Origin of the sequence: Streptomyces sp. NPDC085596 (assembly GCF_044541565.1) — a bacterium.
GTDB lineage: Bacteria > Actinomycetota > Actinomycetes > Streptomycetales > Streptomycetaceae > Streptomyces.
The window spans coordinates 410,804-427,081 of sequence record NZ_JBITTC010000002.1 but is presented as its reverse complement, the minus strand read 5'-3'; the positions used below and the strand labels follow the sequence as shown (position 1 = coordinate 427,081).

Sequence of the window (16,278 nt, the reverse complement as noted above, 5' to 3'; positions counted from 1 at the left end):
CCGCCCGCGTTCTGCTCAAGCAGGGCCACCACGTGGCCGTCACCGGACGTGACGCTGACAAGCTGGCGCCTTCACCACGTCGGCCGGAGCGGGTGAGCGGCTGCTGACGGTCACCGGCGACACCAGTGACGCGCACGATGTCGCCTCCGCGGTGCGCCACGTGGGGCCGACTGGACAATGTCATCGCCAATGCCTGTTTCTCGCTCCCTGGCAACCTGGAGAGCCACGCCCCCGAGTACATGCGCGCTATGGTCCTCACTAACGTCCTGGGACCAGCCCTGCTGGTGCAGGGGCGCTGCCGCAGCTCAGCGAGTCCAGGGGCCGGATCGTGATCATCGGTTCGGTCGCCGGGGTGCGCAACACGCCTGGCAAGAGCGCGGCGGTACCCCCGACGGGTCGTCGGCGATGACCCCCGAGGAGATCGCGAACACGATCGCCTTCGCCATTAACCACATCACCGTACGACTGACCGGCCAGCTCGGTTGACGCCGCGCTCCCAACGACCGTACGACAGGACACCTTCTGCCTGCGCTGCGAGGAACCCGGCGGAGACCGACGACGTTTCGGGGTGTGCGGCGGACGTGCGGCGTCAGGGGGTTGCAACGGATGCACCGGTAAGAACTCTCTCAGTCTGAAACGCCATAGCGACTCATCCGCCTCACTACATAAGACAAGATCCAATGCCATTAGGTCGGCTCGTTATTACCCGGCTCGTCGCTCTCGAGGGCAGTATCTGAACCCGAGCCGCCCGCGTCGTTGGCAAAGGCCGTGCTGATGCGCAGGCAGCCGTCCGTGCCGAACAGGTCGATCAACTGGGACAGGTGTGCTCGAGCCACGCTGCGGCCTGGGGTCTCGCCGGTGGTCACCCTCGCTCCTCCAAGGCCGTCACGAGGAACAGACCACGCCCGATCTCCTCGTCATCCTTCGGCGTGCACAGCGAGGGCGCTGTACGGGAGAAGTCCGCCACGGCCACGCGGACGGTGCACGGTGCGGTGCGTTCCACGATCACGCGGATGGATTCGCGACGGGCGTGCCGAACGGCGTTGGCCACCAGCTCGGAAACGACCAGGGCACTATCCTGGGCAAGCCGCTCCAGGCCCCACGCGGTACAAGCCGCGCGTACAAGGCGCCGAGCCGTGCCGGCGCTCTCCGGCTCGCGTGGCAGGGTCTCGCTGTAGCCGGGGTGCCCGGTTGGACGGGATGTGGTGGTCATGGTCACCGGGCGCCCCCGTCCGGGGCACTCCGAGGTCGATACGAGCAGGCAGCGGAGCATGGGAAAAGGCTCATGCTCTCAACCGTGACGGAACCACCGCTGGGGCTCAATGACAGTCTGGCGGGCCGTCAGATTGAAGTAGCAAAAGCGTAGTTCAGAGCGGTAGGCCCACCAGGTCGGCAAGTTGACGGGTCTCGTCGGTGAGGGTGCGCCGCCGGGCGATGGTGTCGGCCAGGGTGTCACGGGCGTAGGGCTGCTCAGCGATCCACTCCGGCGCCTCGGCAGCCACTTCCCCCAGTACCTCCAGCGCGCGGCCGTGCTGCCGCGTCATCGTGTACGCCTTCGCCACATCAAGCCGGTGGCGGTGGTACTCGGAACCCTTGCCGCCCTGCAGTCGGGAGGCGATCTCCAGTACCTCGTCCGGCCTGTCCGTCACGACGCCCTGCTCGGCGGCCTTGTAAGCCACCGTGGCGGGGCCCCAGGTGGCGATCCGTACGTCACCGTGGCCCAGCGGGCCGGTGGCGACCGCCGCCGACCGGGCGAGGCGCAGCATGTCGGCGGCCTCGCCTCCCCGGTTGTCCCGGAGCGCTGCCGCCTGTCCCTGGATGAGCAGCCATCCCCACGCCGCGATCTCCTCGGCAGTCGCACGGGACAAGCGAGGTTCGGTGTCGTCCGCCCACTTCACCGCCAAGTCACGAGCGGCGTCGAATCGTCCTTGCCGTACGAGCAGCCACGTCCAGGTGGTGACGACGCTCGCGGCCCGGAGACGATCCGGGGCCTCGTCAAGGGCTCGGCGCAACGCGGTCTCGGCGGCGGCGAACTGGCGGGCACCCGTCAGGGTTGATCCAGCGATCTGGAGAAGCTGGGCGCGGGCCGCCCGCACGGCCGGGGAGTCTCCGAGGGCTTCAGCATCCCTCAGGAGCGGGACCAGAAGGTCCACGGCTTCGCGCATCCGCTTGCTGAAGTGGGCTGCTCTGACGCCCTCCAGGCCGGCCAGGACACCTTGGATCGTCGGTTCTTCGTCGGGCTGATGGGCGGGGCGCTCCACAGCGCGCTGGAGAGCCTGCCACGGTTCGGGCGCGGGATGGGGCTCAGCAGGAGCCCGTGTCACCAGCGCTGATGTCGGCACCCGTAGGGCGGTGGCCAGTTTCCGGGCGGTCTCCATGCGCGTGTCGGTGACCACGCCCTGCTCGAGCTTGGTGATCAGTGAGTGGCTGACCTTCGAAGCTTGCGCCAGTTCGCGTTGCGAGAGACCGCGCCGCTTCCGGATTTCGCGTAGCCGGTCCCCGAGGCCGTGTTCGTCGGACATGGGCCCTCCTTCGGTGCTCACTCCCGACGGTACCTAGGCAGCGTGGATATGTGGTAACAACCGGGAGCCTGGCTCCTATCGGGGCCCTGGGTGCCTCGGCAGTACTCGAAATTGCGGCACCTGCCTTGAGGCGAGAAGACGGGGGAGCTTTGGGGCTTCGCTACCTGCTGAGGTCACCGTGAACTCACATGTATGAAGCCCCGGTTCACCGTGGCCGAGAAAGTGCGGGCTCGCCGTGGTCCGTGCCGTAGCAGCTTCAATCCGCTGACCATCGCAGACCGTGATCTACTTCCGGCCGTGACCACCCACTGCTGCGAGGCGATGAGCCGCCAGGTCAACGCGTCCTGCGACCAGCACGACGACCCCCACTCCTGCCCGGACGCGTTGATCGAGTTCAGCGCCAAGTTCCAGGAGTACGGGCTGATCATCCATGACGGCGGCACATCGAGCAGCACCATCGAGTTCTGCCCCTGGTGTGGACGGCGGCTGCCCGAGTCGCAGCGTGACCGTTGGTTCGACGAGCTGGAGCGTCGGGGGATCGAGCCGGGGGAGGGCGACGTTCCCGAGGAGTTCGAGGACGAGCGCTGGCTCGCGCTTCCGTCCCGATAACCCGGTTCAGCGCGCCTCCGCCGCCACGGCCCGGCGGTCCTCCCCGGCGGGCACCGGCCGGGCCTTCCGCGGCCCAAACCCGCTCAGCCCCGCACTCACCGCGAGCGCGACCACTGCCGCCGCCAGCGCCGCCCGCAGCCCCGTCAGGAAGTGCCCCGAGGGCGCCTGCCCCACGAGCAGCCCCATCACCGCCACCCCGATCAGCCCGCCCAGCTGACGTGAGGCGTTGAGGACGCCGGAGGCGATGCCCGCGTTGGCGGGGTCCACCGAGCCGAGCATGGCGTTGGTCATGGACGGCACGACCAGCCCGAGGCCGAACCCGGCGACCACGAACTGCGCGACCATCCGCACATACGCGTCCGAGCCGACGACCGGGATGGTGGCCAGGTAGCCGAGGGCGGCCAGGGTGTTGCCGGTGATCAGTACGGAACGGGCGCCGTACCGCTTGACCAGCGGGCCGCAGGACAGGTTGGCGATCATGATGGCGGCCGTCATCGGCAGGAACGCCAGACCCGCGGTGATCGGCGAGTAGTCCCACACCTGCTGGAAGAACAGGCTGAAGACGAAGATCAGGCCGTAGAACGCGAAGTTGAGCAGCGCGCCGATGAGCGAGGTGGCGGAGAACGCGTGCCGGCGGAACAGGTGCAGCGGCAGCATCGGGTCGTGGGCGCGGAGCTCGGCGGCGAAGAAGCCGGCCAGTGCCAGGACGCAGACGACCAGGCAGGTCAGCACGGTGGCCGAGGTCCAGCCCCGCGCGTTGGCCTCCACGATCGCGCCGGTCAGCGCGCCCAGTCCGACCACGGCGAGCAGCTGGCCCGGGAGGTCCAGCGAGCGGGCCACGGAGGCGTCACGGGCGGGCGCGGGGCGGGCGTAGGCCCGGACGAGGACGATGCCGAGGGCGGCGATCGGGACGTTGACGTAGAAGATCGAGCGCCAGCCGAGCGCGTCCACCAGCAGGCCGCCCACCACGGGGCCGAGGGCCAGGGCGAGGCCGCCCGCGGCCGCCCACAGGCTCACCGCGCGGGTGCGTTCGGCGGGTTCGGGGAAGTTGGTGTTCACGAGGGACAGCGACGACGGCACGATCATCGCGGCGCCCACGCCCTGGAGGACCCGGGCGGCGATCAGGGCGACCAGCGTGGGGGCGGCGCCGCAGATCAGTGAGGTCGCGGCGAAGAGCGCGAAGCCCCATATGTAGATCTGCCTGGGGTCGTAGCGGTCGCCCATGGCGCCGGCGGTCAGCAGGAAGGCCGCGAAGGTGAGGGTGTAGCCGTTGATCACCCACTCCAGGCCGGAGAGGCTGCCGCCGAACTCGGCGCCGAGCGCCTTGGTGGCGACGTTCACGACACTCACGTCGAGGATGACGACGACGAAGCCGAGGCACGCTGCGAACAGGGTCGGTCCTGGCCGGGCCTCGTGCGGTGGGGTCTGGGGCACGGGTCTTCCTTCCATGCGAGCGGGAGGGGGCGACGTGAGGTGCGGGAGCAGGGCGGTACGCCACCGGCTCCGGTAGACTGTTCGCCGCTGGACGAACAGTCGGAGTGTACGCAGATCATCGAACACTCTGCAATCCATACGCGCCCGGCGTGTACGGAGCGAGCGAGACGGAACGGAGCGATCGGCCATGGCGGCACAGACCCCTCGGCGGCAGGACGCGGCGAGCCACCGCACCCCGCCGGTCCACACACCCCCGGACGAAGTCGCGCTGGAGACGGCCCTGCTCGCCCTCGCCGACCCCGTCCGTCAGACCCTGGTGCGGGAGTTGGCCGGCGCCGGGGACTGGGAGCGGGCCTGTGGCAGCTTCGACGTGCCGGTCACAAAGGCGACCCTGAGCCGTCACTTCACCGTGCTGCGCGAAGCGGGGCTCCTGGAGCAGCGGGACGCGGGGCCCAAGCGCCTCAACCGGCTGCGCAAGCCGGAGTTCGACGCCCGGTTCCCCGGTCTGCTGGATCTGGTGCTCGGGCACGGAGGCGCCGTCTAGCGGGCCCGAACACCGCTCTGGTGCACCGGAGTTGCAAGCGTCGCACCGGCGCTCCCTACGCCTCCGGCGCGCCGCCCCGCCGGGCCGAGGTGTCTTCGCCCGCCGTGCGCGGAGCCGGGATCGCCGGGGCGAGACGGGCGTTCACGCGGGTACGGCGTTCGTCTGACTTGGCGCACAACTCCCGTACGGCCGAGGCGAATCGCTCGGGAGAGGGCGGGTCCTCCGGGCCGAGCAACTGCTCCTTGAGCTTGGCGCGGTCGGCCGCGTAGCGGTCCTGGCGCGGGTCGCGTACCGAGTCCAACAGGTACCGTACGGTCGCCGCGTCCGGGGTGAGTACGGTGCCGGCCGACACCGTGGGGAAGGCGGCCCGGAAGTCGTCCTCGGGCAGCCCCGAGGTGTTGGCGACGGCGTACGGCTTCTCGCTGCTCAGCCAGTCCGAGACCACGCTGGACACATCGCTGATCAGCAGGTCGGCCACGTTGAAGCAGGCGTAGAGCGCCGGGCGGGGGCCGGTCACGATCAGGTGCTCCCACTCGGGGAACGACGCCCAGTACGCCGTCTCCCAGGCGGCCGTGGCCCGTGCGATACGGGACTCGCGGTCGCCGTCCGGGGTGCCCTGGAGCATCATCCGCTCCAGTTCGTCCGCCGCGCCACGGAACACGGTCGAGGTGACACTGTCCAACTCCACCGTGCGGCGCACCAGTTCGTCTTGAGCTTCCTGGCTGGGCCGGGTGCCGGAGCGCCTCGCGTTCGCCTCGCGGATCAGCGTCCTGATGCGTTCGTCGGCCGCGCCCGCGCGCGGGTCCACCGAGCCGGTCATCGGATGCGGCTTGTAAAGCACGCGCACACGGGGGTCGTTGAGCAGCTGCCGCATGATGTGCTCGCCCGCGAGCACTACCGAGGTGTTGCCCGGATTGCCGTCCCAGCCTTCCCAGGTCGGGGCGTACAGCACGGTCGTGTACGCGCCGGCGGGCGGCCCCGAGTACGAGTGGATCGGGGCCAGTTGGGGGCGGCCGACCTCCACGACGTCCTTGTCCTCCACTCCGACGTCGGCGAGCGCGTACCGCTCACGCGCCGCCTGTCCCGCCACCCACACCTCGTCGTACGCCTTGGCGTAGGGGTTGCAGGAGGACAGTTTGTCGCTCTCGCCGTGGTTGATGAACGCGTGCTTGATGGCGGGAATGCGCAACACCTGGGACGTCTTGCCGGAGTTGGCCGGGTGCAGCATCGCCTTCAGCGTCGAGTTCTCCAGCGCGAACAGCGTGGCGACCTTGGGGAAGCAGAGGACGGGTACGTCCGTCGCGTCGATCTTCTGCACCATGAACCGCTCGCGCAGCACGATCAGCGGCCGCTCCAGCCCGGCCAGCGTGGCGAGCCACATGTTGGCCTGGTAGGCGGAGGATGCGCCGCCGGAGAAGTACATAGCCACGGTCGGCCGGTACCCGGCCAGCCAGTCGTCCACCCACTCCATCACCTGCGCGTCGCTCGACGCGCGCTTCTCCGGCAGCAGCCAGGTGGCCAGGCGGGCGACGCCCATGCCGATCAGGGTGAGGGAGGCGGCGAGTCCGACCGCGCCCCAACGGGCGTGCTCGGTAAGGGCGGTGGCCAGAAGCCCTGCCGTGGCCGGGGCGGAGAACGCCAGCAGGCGGTGACCGGCGCGGCGGGCCAGGATGCGCGGCGGTGCGACGGTCGGGTTCAGTGCCGAGACGTCGATGTTGCGTGTCACGACCGGCAGGGTCCGGGCGCGGCGCACCAGCAGGGAGACCGCCTGGCAGGCGAAGTGCAGGACGTAGAACACGCTCAGCGCGCCGAGCAGCGCGGGCATCTCCCGCTCCGGGTCGATCCCGTCGGTCCGCAGCAGCGCCACCATCAGCAGCATGTCGCGCAGCAACTGCCGTACGGTCACGTCCAGTCGGATTCTGCTCAGCGGGGACAGCAGCGCCGGTTGCCGGTGCAGGAGGCAGGCGTCGAGCGCGAGACCGGCCGCGCCGGAGGCGACGAGAAGCGGGGCGTTCGGCAGCAGCGCGCCGACCAGCTGCCCGGCGAACAGCACGAACAGCGTGAATATCGCGCACAGCGCGGGTAGCTGGGTCCAGATTCTGGGGAGGAGTCCGGCAAGGGGCACGGTGGGAGCTCCTGCTGTTCGTACGACGGGACACGCGGCACCGGAACGACCCCGGCCACCCGCGCCCGCCCCAGCCCCACGAACAGCCAACGACCGGCCATACCCCCGGTCACGTGACCCAAGGCTTTCGCCAGAGCTTCCGAATCCCCTCGGCCTCCGCGAGCAGCGGCCCATGGTCCGAGCCGCCCCGACCCCGTGGCATCATCGGCCGGGGTTTCGGCGGAGAAAGGGTCGCGGAGGGTGATGGAGAGGGTTCTCGGGGTGTCCGGGCGGGTCGCGGAGTTGCTCGACGGGGTCTCCCTGGAGATGACCGGCAAGGACGTGCCGCGGCTTCAGGAGGCGCGGGCGGCCATGGACGGCGGGACCCGGATCAACGTCACCTATCTCGCGGGGGAGGACCCCGGCATGCGGCTCGCGGCCGCGCGGGCGGTGCGGGAGTGCGGGTTCGTGCCGGTGCCGCATCTGTCGGCACGGCGGCTGCCGTCCAGCGCGGAGCTGGAACGTTTCCTCGCCGGGCTCGCCGAGGAAGGCGCCGTGGAGAACGTGTTCGTGGTCGGCGGCGACCCCGCCCGCCCCGAGGGACCGTACGAGGACGCGCTCTCCGTGATCCGCGGCGGGCTGCTCCAGCGGTACGGGGTCCGGCACGTCGGCATCTGCGGTTACCCGGAGGGGCACCCGGCGATCGGCGACGACACGCTGTGGTCCGCGCTCACCGACAAGGCGGCCGCGCTCGAGGCGGCCGGGCTCGCGGGCGACGTCATCACCCAGTTCGGCTTCGACGCCGACGCCGTCCTCACCTGGCTGGAGGACCTGCGCGGGCGCGGGGTGCACCTCCCGGTGCGGGTCGGCGTACCCGGCCCTGCGGGTGTGCGGCGGCTGCTCGGCTACGCGACCCGGTTCGGCGTCGGCACCGGCGCCACCGTCGCCCGCAAGTACGGCCTGTCGCTGACCAACCTCATGGGCACGGCCGGCCCGGACCGCTTCCTGGACGACCTGGCCGGCGGCTACGAACCCGCCCGCCACGGCGCCGTCAAGCTGCACTTCTACACCTTCGGCGGCCTCCGCCCGACCGCCGAGTGGATCACCCGGTACCGGCAGGGCCGAGGCTGACCCCGCTCGACGTGCATGTCGGAAACTCGCCAGCGACCGGTGCCGACCTGCCCGATGCTTGACCCATGCGGAAAGCGACCACGGGCACCCAGGCCCCACCCACGGCTCCCCCCGACCGGGAGCACTGCGTGCACGCCGTCCAGTCCAAGGACGCCCGGTTCGACGGCTGGTTCTTCACCGCCGTGCTCACCACCTGTATCTACTGCCGCCCGAGCTGCCCCGCGGTCCCGCCCAAGGCCGAGAACATGACCTTCTACCCGAGCGCCGCCGCCTGCCAGCGCGCCGGGTTCCGCGCCTGCAAGCGCTGCCGCCCCGACGCCACTCCCGGCTCCCCCGAGTGGAACCACCGCGCCGACCTGGTGGCCCGCGCCATGCGGCTCATCGCGGACGGCGTCGTGGACCGCGAGGGCGTGCCCGGACTCGCCGCCCGGCTCGGCTACTCCGCCCGCCAGATAGAGCGCCAGCTCCTCGCCGAACTCGGCGCCGGACCCCTCTCCCTGGCCCGCGCCCAGCGCGCCCAGACCGCGCGGCTGCTGATCGAGACCACCGCGCTGCCCATGGCGGAGATCGCCTTCGCCGCCGGGTTCTCCTCCATCCGCACCTTCAACGACACCGTCCGCGAGGTCTTCGCCCTCGCCCCCACCGACCTGCGCGCCCGCGCACCCCGCGCCCAGGCGACCGGGACCGCCGGCACGCTCACGCTCCGGCTGCCGTTCCGTGCCCCGCTGAACCCCGGCAACCTGTTCGGCCACCTCGCCGCCACCGCCGTACCCGGCGTGGAGGAGTGGCGGGACGGCGCCTACCGGCGCACGCTGCGGCTGCCGTACGGGCACGGCATCGTCGCCCTCACCCCCGAGGCCACCCACATCGGCTGCCGGATCAGCCTGAGTGACCTGCGGGACCTCACCGTCGCCATCAGCCGCTGCCGGAGGCTGCTCGACCTCGACGCCGACCCGGTCGCCGTGGACGAGCGGCTGCGCGCCGACCCGCTGCTCGCCCCGCTGGTGGACGCCGGACCGGGACGCCGGGTGCCGCGCACGGTCGACGAGGCGGAGTTCGCCGTACGCGCGGTGCTGGGCCAGCAGGTGTCCACCGCCGCCGCCCGCACCCACGCGGCCCGGCTGGTCACCGCGCACGGCAAACCGCTGGACGACCCCGAGGGCGGCCTCACCCATCTCTTCCCCGACCCCGACGCGCTGGCCGCCGTGGACCCCGAGACCCTCGCCATGCCGCGCAGCCGCCGCACCACCCTGACCACCCTCGTCGGCGCGCTCGCCGACGGCACCCTGAACCTGGGCGTCGAGACCGACCGGGCCGAGACCCGCGCCCGCCTGCTCGACCTGCCCGGCTTCGGCCCCTGGACCGCCGACGTCATCGCCATGCGCGCCCTGGGCGACCCCGACGCCTTCCTCCCCACCGACCTCGGCGTCCGGCGCGCCGCCGAGACCCTGGGCCTGCCCGCCACCCCGGCCGCGCTCACCGCCCGCGCCGAGGCATGGCGCCCCTGGCGGGCCTACGCCGTGCAGTACCTGTGGGCGACCGACAGCCACCCGATCAACTTCCTCCCGGCCTGACACGCCTCAGGGTGAACCAGTAAGGAATTTCCGTGCGACACCACACCGTGATCGACAGCCCCTACGGGCCGCTGACCCTCGTCGCGGACGCCGACGACGCTCTGTGCGGCCTGTACATGACCGACCAGCGGCACCGCCCGGCCGACGACACCTTCGGCCCGCGCGACGACAGCCCGCGCGTCTTCGCCGAGACCCAGGAGCAGTTGGCGGCCTACTTCGCCGGAGAGACCAAGCGGTTCACCGTCCGGCTCGGCCTGCACGGCACCCCGTTCCAGCGCCGGGTGTGGGACCAGCTGAGCGAGATCCCCTACGGGGAGACCCGGAGCTACGGCGAGCTGGCCCTCGCCCTCGGCGCCCCCGGCGCCTCCCGCGCGGTCGGCCTCGCCAACGGCCGCAACCCGGTCGGCATCATCGTCCCCTGCCACCGCGTCGTCGGCTCCGACGGCAGCCTCACCGGCTACGGCGGCGGCCTGGACCGCAAGCGGCGGCTACTGGCCTTCGAACGCGGCTCGGAGCGGGCCGAGGCGGGGGTGCTCTTCTAGAGCCTGCCTTCCGGATCTTGCCGGGGTCGCGCCGAAGGCCCCGTCGGCCCGAGCCGGCCAGACCCGGCCCTAGCCGTCGCCCACCGGGGCGAGCGTCCGCAGCAGCGCCGGCAGCGCCGTGCCGATCGGCTCGCGCACCACCTCGTCCGCGAGGTCGTCGTACGGGGTCGGCTCGGCGTTGACGATGACCAGCCGGGCGCCGTGGTCCGCCGCTACCCCGGCCAGCCCGGCGGCGGGCTGCACCCGCAGACTGCTGCCCACGGCCACGAACACCGAGCACGCCTTGCTGATCGCCAGCGCCTCACCGAGGACCAGCGGGTCGAGGCTCTCGCCGAACATCACCGTCGCCGACTTCAGGATGCCGCCGCACGCCAGGCACGGCGGGTCACTCTCGCCCGCCTCCACCCGCGCGAGCGCGTCCGCCATCGGGCCGCGCGCCTCGCACCTCGTGCACACCACGCTGCGCGCGCTGCCGTGCAGCTCCAGCACCTTGCGCTCCGGCATCCCGGCCCGCTGGTGCAGGCCGTCCACGTTCTGGGTGAGCACCCGTACGGGAACCCCCGAGCGCTCCAGCTCGGCCACCGCCAGATGGGCCGCGTTCGGCTCGGCGCGCAGGGTGCGGTTGGAGCGCCGCAGCTGCCAGGACCGCCGGCGGATCTCGGGGTCGCCCATGTAGTACCCGTAGGTGACGAGCTTCTCCGCCTCGGGGTCCCGGCGCCACAGCCCGTTGGGGCCCCGGTAGTCGGGGATGCCGGAGTCGGTGGAGATGCCCGCGCCGCTGAGCACGGCGACCAGAGGCTTGGTCATGGCATCGAGGGTAGGCCGGGTCCGTCCCACCCGGCCAACGGATATCGCACGGGCGTACGGCTGTCCCTCGGCGGGCGCTCTCAGCCGCCCGTCGCCCAGCGCACCGCGGCGACCGCCCCGAGAAGCAGCGCGGGCAGCACCCACCACCAGCCCATGACCCGCCGCACCGGCGGCAGCACCCACACCGCCCCCGCCGTGACGGCCGCCCCGATGGTCATCACGCACGACAGCACGATGCCCGCACAGGCGTCGTCGTCCCAGGCCCCCGACGGGCGGATCGTCAGCGCCGTCCAGCAGAAGTACCCGGCGACGAGCGTGAGCAGCACCACCGGCACGGCGAGCACCATGACGAGACAGCCGCGGTCGTCGGTGTCCACGTGGGGGGAATCGGTCATCAGCGCAGTCCTGGAGGGAATCCTCCACCACGTTGCGCTGCTGGTCGGTGAGGTTCTCGGGGTCGTAGCCCAGGACCTCGGCCCCCCGGCGCACCTGGATGGCGATGGGGCCCATGGACGTGTTGTCGGGATCGCCCGCGAGACGCCAGGGCAGGCTTTCCGGGGCGACCGGGCTGAGCGGGGAGTCGGCCTGTTCGCGGATCGTGTCCGTCAGGTCGTCGAGGATGCCTGGCTGCCCGCCGACCTCCTGCAAGGCGATGCCCGCGACCATCTCCGGCGGAAGTCCGGAGTTGCGTGCCGCCGCCCTGATGATCTCCTTGTTCGCCGAGATCCAGTCGGCGCGCTCCTTGGCGCTGTCGGGCGGGTCCCGGTAACTGTCCTGCCCACCGGGGAGGCCGGCGATCTGGAGGCGGATGTTCCGCAGCGTCGGGGAGACGGGTTCGTTCCCGGCGGTGGGGTAGTAGTCCTGCTTGGGCCCGCCCCCGGCGGTGCAGGCAGAGCTCGCGTGCCTCGCGCTCCGTGACCCTGGCCAGGTGGAAGTCACCGCCGGCCGCGTCGTGCAGCCGGTTCGCGTCGTCGCGGGTGTCGTCGACGTCCATGGTCAGCTCGGCCAGGAAGTCCAGGGCGCCCGTGGTGGCCCGCATGTCCTCCCACTGACGCATCGGCTCGGCCTCCTGGGCGTCACGGGTGATCGCCGTGCCCTTGGTGTGGATGAGCCCCGCGAGTGCCTGCTCGTTGGCCTTGCCGTTGGAGTAGTGCCCCTTGGCGACCTCCAGCGCGAGCGCGTAGTCGATCAGAGCGGTGGCGGCCTTCTCGTAGCCCTCCGCGAGCTGTGAGAGGCAGCACCTCCGTCAGCATCGCGTACAGGCGATGGAACTCCTGGGCGTTGCGCTCCACGAGGGGAGGGCTGCAACTCTCCAGGAACGCTCGATCTGCACGAAGTCGGTGCCCGCTGTGCGGAGGCAGGTCGACAGCGCCGCGAGCAGGGCGACGGTGTCCAGGTACTGGTCATCGGCGAACCTTCGCCACGAGCACCCGAGGACGTTGCCAAGCAGGTGGCACGCTTCGCGAGATTTCATCCAGCCGCCCGGTGGCCGTTCTCCAGTTCCGCCGGGCCCGTGCCGTCGGTGAGGGCGTCCAGGGCGGCGAGGACTCGGCGGCCCAGGGGAGGGGGGAGGAGGTCGGGGAGGTCGGCGCGGGGGACGAGGCGCCAGGACAGCAGCTCCTCCTCCTGAAGGCGGATCGCCTTGAGGTCGGCCTCGGTGAGGACGCCGCCGTCGTAGAGGTACGCCACCAGCGGCATGTGTCCGGGCACCGGCACCCAGTCCACCGCCAGCAGCCGGCCCGGCACCCGGTCGAGACCGATCTCCTCCAGCGTCTCGCGGCGCGCGCCCAGCCGGGGCGTCTCACCGTCGTCCGACTCGATCGTCCCGCCCGGCAGCCCCCACCCCGGCCGGTAGTTCGGCTCGACGAGCAGCACCCGCCCCTCCGCGTCCCGGAACAGGGTCGCGGCGGCGGACAGGACGCGCGGCAGGCCCGCGATGTACGTGGCGAAGTCGTCAGAGGTGGTCATCCAGGCAGGGTAACCAGGGCGGGCGGGCGCGGGACTCGCGCGGACCGGTGTCGTGGTGTTCGGGCCGGTCAGAGGCTTGTGGGGGAGAGGCCCTAGGGTGGCAGCCGCGCCGGCCCACAGGGCGGCGGACGAGCGGTCGAGGGGACGTGGAGTGGTGGACGGTGTGGGCCGCGGGGTGCTCGTCGCCCCGGACAAGTTCAAGGGGTCGTTGACGGCCGCGGAGGTCGCGGCGCATGTGGCGGCCGGGCTGCGACGGGCCGTACCGGACGTCGAGGTCGAGGTCCTGCCCGTGGCGGACGGCGGGGACGGCACGGTGGACGCGGCCCTCGCGGCCGGGTTCGAGCGCCGGGAGGTACGGGTCGCCGGGCCGCTCGGGCATGCGGTGACCGCCGCCTTCGCGGTACGCGGCGACACGGCGGTCGTGGAGATGGCCGAGGCGAGCGGACTGCGCCGGCTCCCGGCCGGGACCCTCGCCCCGCTCACCGCGTCCACCCACGGCTCCGGGGAGTTGCTGCGGGCCGCGCTGGACTCGGGCGCCCGGACCATCGTCCTCGGGGTCGGCGGCAGCGCCACGACGGACGGCGGCACCGGGATGCTGACGGCGCTCGGCGCGCGGTTCCTGGATGCGCGGGGCGAGCCGGTAGCGCCGGGCGGCGGAGGACTCGCCGACCTCGCTCATGCCGACCTGACCGGCCTCGACCCCCGGCTGGCCTCGGTCGACCTGGTCCTGGCCAGCGACGTGGACAACCCCCTCACCGGGCCGCACGGCGCCGCCGCCGTCTACGGCCCGCAGAAGGGTGCCTCCCCGGCCGACGTGACCCTCCTGGACGCGGCCCTGACCCACCTCGCGGCCGCCCTGGCGCCCGACCTCGCGGCTGCGCCCGGTGCGGGGGCGGCGGGCGGTGTCGGGTACGCGGCGCTGCTGCTGGGTGCCCGCTTCCGCGCCGGGATCGAGGTCATGCTCGACGTACTGGGCTTCGCCGAGGCCCTGGCCCGCGCCGAGCTGGTCATCACGGGCGAGGGCGCCCTGGACGAACAGACCCTGCGGGGCAAGGCCCCGGCCGGGGTGGCCGCGGCGGCCCGCGCCGCGGGCAAGGAGGCCATCGCGGTATGCGGCCGCCTGACCCTGCCCCCCGAGGCCCTGCACCGGGCCGGCATCACCGCGGCCTACCCCCTGACCACCCTGAACCCCGACCCCACCGCCTGCATCACCCAGGCCGGCCCCCTGCTCGAACGCCTCGCGGCCCGCATCGCCGAGCGGCACCTGCGCTGATCCTGACGCCTACGGGCAACGGGAAGGCACCCGGACCGCACAGGCTCCGGGCGCCCCAAGACCGAGAGACAGCCGGGCGGCGCAAGGCGTCCCCGGCGCCCCACCCGACCCCCCTCCCGCAGGCAAACCAAAGGGGCCCCGGACCAAGGCAAACCAAAGGGGCCCCGGACCAAGGCAAACCAAAGGGGCCCCGGACCAAAAGGTCCAGGGCCCCGGAGTAAAACCATCCGCCCTACGGCAGCTGTGCCGCGCGGGCCTCCCGGCGGTTGTCGCGGAAGTTGTTCACCCGGCGGGCCGTGGCGAACAGGGGGATCACCGCGCCCATGACCAGCTGGAGCGCGCAGCCCGCCTGAAGGAGGAGCTGTCCGCCCGGGGCGTCGAAGGCCCAGGCGGCCAGCAGGCCCATGGAGAGGACGATCCAGCCGAGCACGGCGCCGGCGAGGCGGCCGCGCGGCTTCGGGTACTCGACCCGGCTCACCATCAGCCATGCGGTGCCCAGGATGGCCAGCAGCGTGGCCGGGAACGGCAGCTCCAGCAGCACGATCGACACGACCGTCAGCGCGCCGAACGGCGAGGGCATGCCCTGGAACATGCCGTCCTTCAGCGTCACGCACGAGAACCGCGCGAGCCGCAGTACGACGGCGAGCAGCACCACGATCGCCCCGAGTGCCGCCACCCGCTGGTGCGCGTCGTCCGCGACCATGCCGTAGACCAGGACGAAGTACGCCGGGGCCAACCCGAAGCTGATCAGGTCGGAGAGGTTGTCCAGCTCCGCGCCCATCGGGGAGGAGCGCAGCTTGCGCGCCACCAGCCCGTCGAACAGGTCGAAGACCGCCGCGCAGAGCATGAGGATGACCGCCGTGGCCGCGCTGTGGCGGGCCATGCCGGATTCCTGGCTGCCGGTGAGGTGCGGGATGAGGATGCCGGTGGTGGTGAAGTACACCGCCATGAAGCCGCAGGTCGCGTTGCCGAGCGTGAGGGTGTCCGCTATCGACAGGCGCATAGAGAGGGGCATCTCCTCCTCGTCGCCCGCCTCATCGGCCTCGGGCACCCAGCCCGCCTGTGTCTCTGGATCAATCACGGTCAATGCGAGTCACCCCAGCCACGGTCTTCTGACCGACCTCGACCGCGACCTCCACGCCCTCCGGCAGGTAGAGGTCGACACGCGAGCCGAAGCGGATCAGGCCGATGCGGTCGCCCTGCTCGACCTTCGTGCCCTCAGGGATGTAGGGCACGATGCGGCGGGCCACCGCGCCCGCGATCTGGATCATCTCGATGTCGCCGAGTTCGGTGTCGAAATGCCAGACTACGCGCTCGTTGTTCTCGCTTTCCTTGTTGAAAGCCGGAACAAAGCCGCCGGGGATGTGCTCGACCGACGTCACGGTGCCCGAGAGGGGCGCGCGGTTGACGTGGACATTGAGCGGGCTCATGAAGATGGCTACGCGGGTGCGGCCGTCCTTCCAGGGCATGATGCTCTGCACCACACCGTCGGCGGGCGAGATGACGCGGCCCGTGGCGATCTCGCGCTCGGGGTCGCGGAAGAACCACAGCATGCCCGCCGCGAGAGCGGTGGCGGGCACGGCGACGGCCTTGGCGACGCCCGAGCGGCGGGCACGCGCCAGGCTGAGGGCTGCGGTGGCGACGGTCGGGAGGAGCCACGGCGATGCTCCGCGCGCGAGGCGTACGCCGCCGGCTCGGCTGTCGCTGGGTGCAGAGGTTTGGCTGTGGGGCATGGATGACCTTCGTAGCGGATGATGCCGCGCAATGACG

17 protein-coding genes are annotated in these 16,278 nt (G+C 71.9%); 7 read left to right on the top strand and 10 right to left on the bottom strand.

What is annotated here, in order from left to right; translation table 11 throughout:
* Nucleotides 1-686 precede the first annotated feature (686 nt).
* The 3 genes from ACIGA3_RS07595 to ACIGA3_RS07585 all read right to left on the bottom strand — a co-directional run bounded on the left by ACIGA3_RS07595 (nt 687) and on the right by ACIGA3_RS07585 (nt 2,522).
* Nucleotides 687-866: a hypothetical protein gene (locus tag ACIGA3_RS07595; protein WP_399711509.1), complete on the bottom strand. Its 180-nt coding sequence runs from the start codon at nt 864-866 to the stop codon at nt 687-689.
* Nucleotides 863-1,213, bottom strand: a complete 351-nt coding sequence (locus ACIGA3_RS07590; RefSeq protein WP_399712488.1) for an ATP-binding protein — start codon at nt 1,211-1,213, stop codon at nt 863-865. The genes ACIGA3_RS07595 and ACIGA3_RS07590 overlap by 4 nt, the downstream gene beginning before the upstream one ends.
* Before the next feature lie 154 nt (nt 1,214-1,367).
* Nucleotides 1,368-2,522 (bottom strand): helix-turn-helix domain-containing protein, encoded by a 1,155-nt coding sequence (locus ACIGA3_RS07585; protein WP_399711507.1) that lies wholly within the window; start codon nt 2,520-2,522, stop codon nt 1,368-1,370.
* Nucleotides 2,523-2,819: 297 nt separating this feature from the next.
* On the opposite strand from ACIGA3_RS07585, the gene ACIGA3_RS07580 reads away from it, so the two are divergent.
* The gene (locus tag ACIGA3_RS07580) at nt 2,820-3,131 is read left to right on the top strand and encodes a DUF6980 family protein (protein ID WP_399711505.1); all 312 of its coding nucleotides are present in this window, start codon (nt 2,820-2,822) and stop codon (nt 3,129-3,131) included.
* A gap of 6 nt (nt 3,132-3,137) precedes the next feature.
* Here ACIGA3_RS07580 and ACIGA3_RS07575 read toward each other — a convergent pair whose 3' ends face one another.
* A complete protein-coding gene (locus ACIGA3_RS07575) occupies nt 3,138-4,565 on the bottom strand; it encodes an MFS transporter (protein ID WP_399711503.1) in 1,428 nt (475 codons plus the stop codon).
* A 187-nt stretch (nt 4,566-4,752) separates the two neighbouring features.
* Between ACIGA3_RS07575 and ACIGA3_RS07570 the strand changes: the two genes are divergently transcribed.
* Nucleotides 4,753-5,109, top strand: coding sequence for an ArsR/SmtB family transcription factor (locus ACIGA3_RS07570; protein WP_399711501.1), 357 nt, complete (start codon nt 4,753-4,755; stop codon nt 5,107-5,109).
* A gap of 55 nt (nt 5,110-5,164) precedes the next feature.
* Here ACIGA3_RS07570 and ACIGA3_RS07565 read toward each other — a convergent pair whose 3' ends face one another.
* Nucleotides 5,165-7,234 carry a hypothetical protein gene (locus ACIGA3_RS07565; RefSeq protein ID WP_399711499.1) on the bottom strand — a complete coding sequence of 690 codons (2,070 nt, stop codon included), beginning with the start codon at nt 7,232-7,234 and terminating at the stop codon, nt 5,165-5,167.
* A gap of 243 nt (nt 7,235-7,477) precedes the next feature.
* On the opposite strand from ACIGA3_RS07565, the gene ACIGA3_RS07560 reads away from it, so the two are divergent.
* The 3 genes from ACIGA3_RS07560 (at nt 7,478) to ACIGA3_RS07550 (ending at nt 10,460) form a co-directional block, all read left to right on the top strand.
* Nucleotides 7,478-8,344, top strand: a complete 867-nt coding sequence (locus ACIGA3_RS07560; RefSeq protein ID WP_399711497.1) for a methylenetetrahydrofolate reductase — start codon at nt 7,478-7,480, stop codon at nt 8,342-8,344.
* Between the two features lie 65 nt (nt 8,345-8,409).
* A complete protein-coding gene (locus ACIGA3_RS07555) occupies nt 8,410-9,918 on the top strand; it encodes a DNA-3-methyladenine glycosylase 2 family protein (protein ID WP_399711495.1) in 1,509 nt (502 codons plus the stop codon).
* 32 nt (nt 9,919-9,950) lie between these two features.
* The gene (locus tag ACIGA3_RS07550) at nt 9,951-10,460 is read left to right on the top strand and encodes a methylated-DNA--[protein]-cysteine S-methyltransferase (RefSeq protein WP_399711493.1); all 510 of its coding nucleotides are present in this window, start codon (nt 9,951-9,953) and stop codon (nt 10,458-10,460) included.
* A 69-nt stretch (nt 10,461-10,529) separates the two neighbouring features.
* Here ACIGA3_RS07550 and ACIGA3_RS07545 read toward each other — a convergent pair whose 3' ends face one another.
* Entirely contained in the window at nt 10,530-11,267 is a 738-nt protein-coding gene (locus ACIGA3_RS07545; RefSeq protein ID WP_399711491.1) for an SIR2 family NAD-dependent protein deacylase, read from the bottom strand.
* 80 nt (nt 11,268-11,347) lie between these two features.
* Nucleotides 11,348-11,662 carry a hypothetical protein gene (locus ACIGA3_RS07540; RefSeq protein WP_399711489.1) on the bottom strand — a complete coding sequence of 105 codons (315 nt, stop codon included), beginning with the start codon at nt 11,660-11,662 and terminating at the stop codon, nt 11,348-11,350.
* A gap of 533 nt (nt 11,663-12,195) precedes the next feature.
* Between ACIGA3_RS07540 and ACIGA3_RS07535 the strand changes: the two genes are divergently transcribed.
* Nucleotides 12,196-12,498 (top strand): hypothetical protein, encoded by a 303-nt coding sequence (locus ACIGA3_RS07535; RefSeq protein ID WP_399711487.1) that lies wholly within the window; start codon nt 12,196-12,198, stop codon nt 12,496-12,498.
* Between the two features lie 239 nt (nt 12,499-12,737).
* Here the strand turns inward: ACIGA3_RS07535 and ACIGA3_RS07530 are convergent, their stop codons facing one another.
* Nucleotides 12,738-13,235: an NUDIX domain-containing protein gene (locus ACIGA3_RS07530; protein ID WP_399711485.1), complete on the bottom strand. Its 498-nt coding sequence runs from the start codon at nt 13,233-13,235 to the stop codon at nt 12,738-12,740.
* Between the two features lie 154 nt (nt 13,236-13,389).
* Between ACIGA3_RS07530 and ACIGA3_RS07525 the strand changes: the two genes are divergently transcribed.
* A complete protein-coding gene (locus ACIGA3_RS07525; protein WP_399712486.1) occupies nt 13,390-14,508 on the top strand; it encodes a glycerate kinase in 1,119 nt (372 codons plus the stop codon).
* A gap of 232 nt (nt 14,509-14,740) precedes the next feature.
* Here ACIGA3_RS07525 and pssA read toward each other — a convergent pair whose 3' ends face one another.
* Nucleotides 14,741-15,559, bottom strand: coding sequence for a CDP-diacylglycerol--serine O-phosphatidyltransferase (pssA, locus tag ACIGA3_RS07520; RefSeq protein ID WP_399711483.1), 819 nt, complete (start codon nt 15,557-15,559; stop codon nt 14,741-14,743).
* Between the two features lie 22 nt (nt 15,560-15,581).
* On the bottom strand, nt 15,582-16,241 hold the full coding sequence (locus ACIGA3_RS07515) for a phosphatidylserine decarboxylase (RefSeq protein WP_399711481.1): 660 nt from the start codon (nt 16,239-16,241) through the stop codon (nt 15,582-15,584).
* Nucleotides 16,242-16,278: the final 37 nt, after the last annotated feature.

Bases quoted from the DNA above. Each gene is read 5' to 3' on its own strand.
- ACIGA3_RS07590 (WP_399712488.1), bottom strand. From the start codon at position 1,213: ATGACCACCACATCCCGTCCAACCGGGCACCCCGGCTACAGCGAGACC.
- ACIGA3_RS07585 (WP_399711507.1), bottom strand. From the start codon at position 2,522: ATGTCCGACGAACACGGCCTCGGGGACCGGCTACGCGAAATCCGGAAG.
- ACIGA3_RS07570 (WP_399711501.1), top strand. From the start codon at position 4,753: ATGGCGGCACAGACCCCTCGGCGGCAGGACGCGGCGAGCCACCGCACC.
- ACIGA3_RS07560 (WP_399711497.1), top strand. From the start codon at position 7,478: ATGGAGAGGGTTCTCGGGGTGTCCGGGCGGGTCGCGGAGTTGCTCGAC.
- ACIGA3_RS07555 (WP_399711495.1), top strand. From the start codon at position 8,410: ATGCGGAAAGCGACCACGGGCACCCAGGCCCCACCCACGGCTCCCCCC.
- ACIGA3_RS07545 (WP_399711491.1), bottom strand. From the start codon at position 11,267: ATGACCAAGCCTCTGGTCGCCGTGCTCAGCGGCGCGGGCATCTCCACC.
- ACIGA3_RS07540 (WP_399711489.1), bottom strand. From the start codon at position 11,662: ATGACCGATTCCCCCCACGTGGACACCGACGACCGCGGCTGTCTCGTC.
- ACIGA3_RS07530 (WP_399711485.1), bottom strand. From the start codon at position 13,235: ATGACCACCTCTGACGACTTCGCCACGTACATCGCGGGCCTGCCGCGC.
- ACIGA3_RS07515 (WP_399711481.1), bottom strand. From the start codon at position 16,241: ATGCCCCACAGCCAAACCTCTGCACCCAGCGACAGCCGAGCCGGCGGC.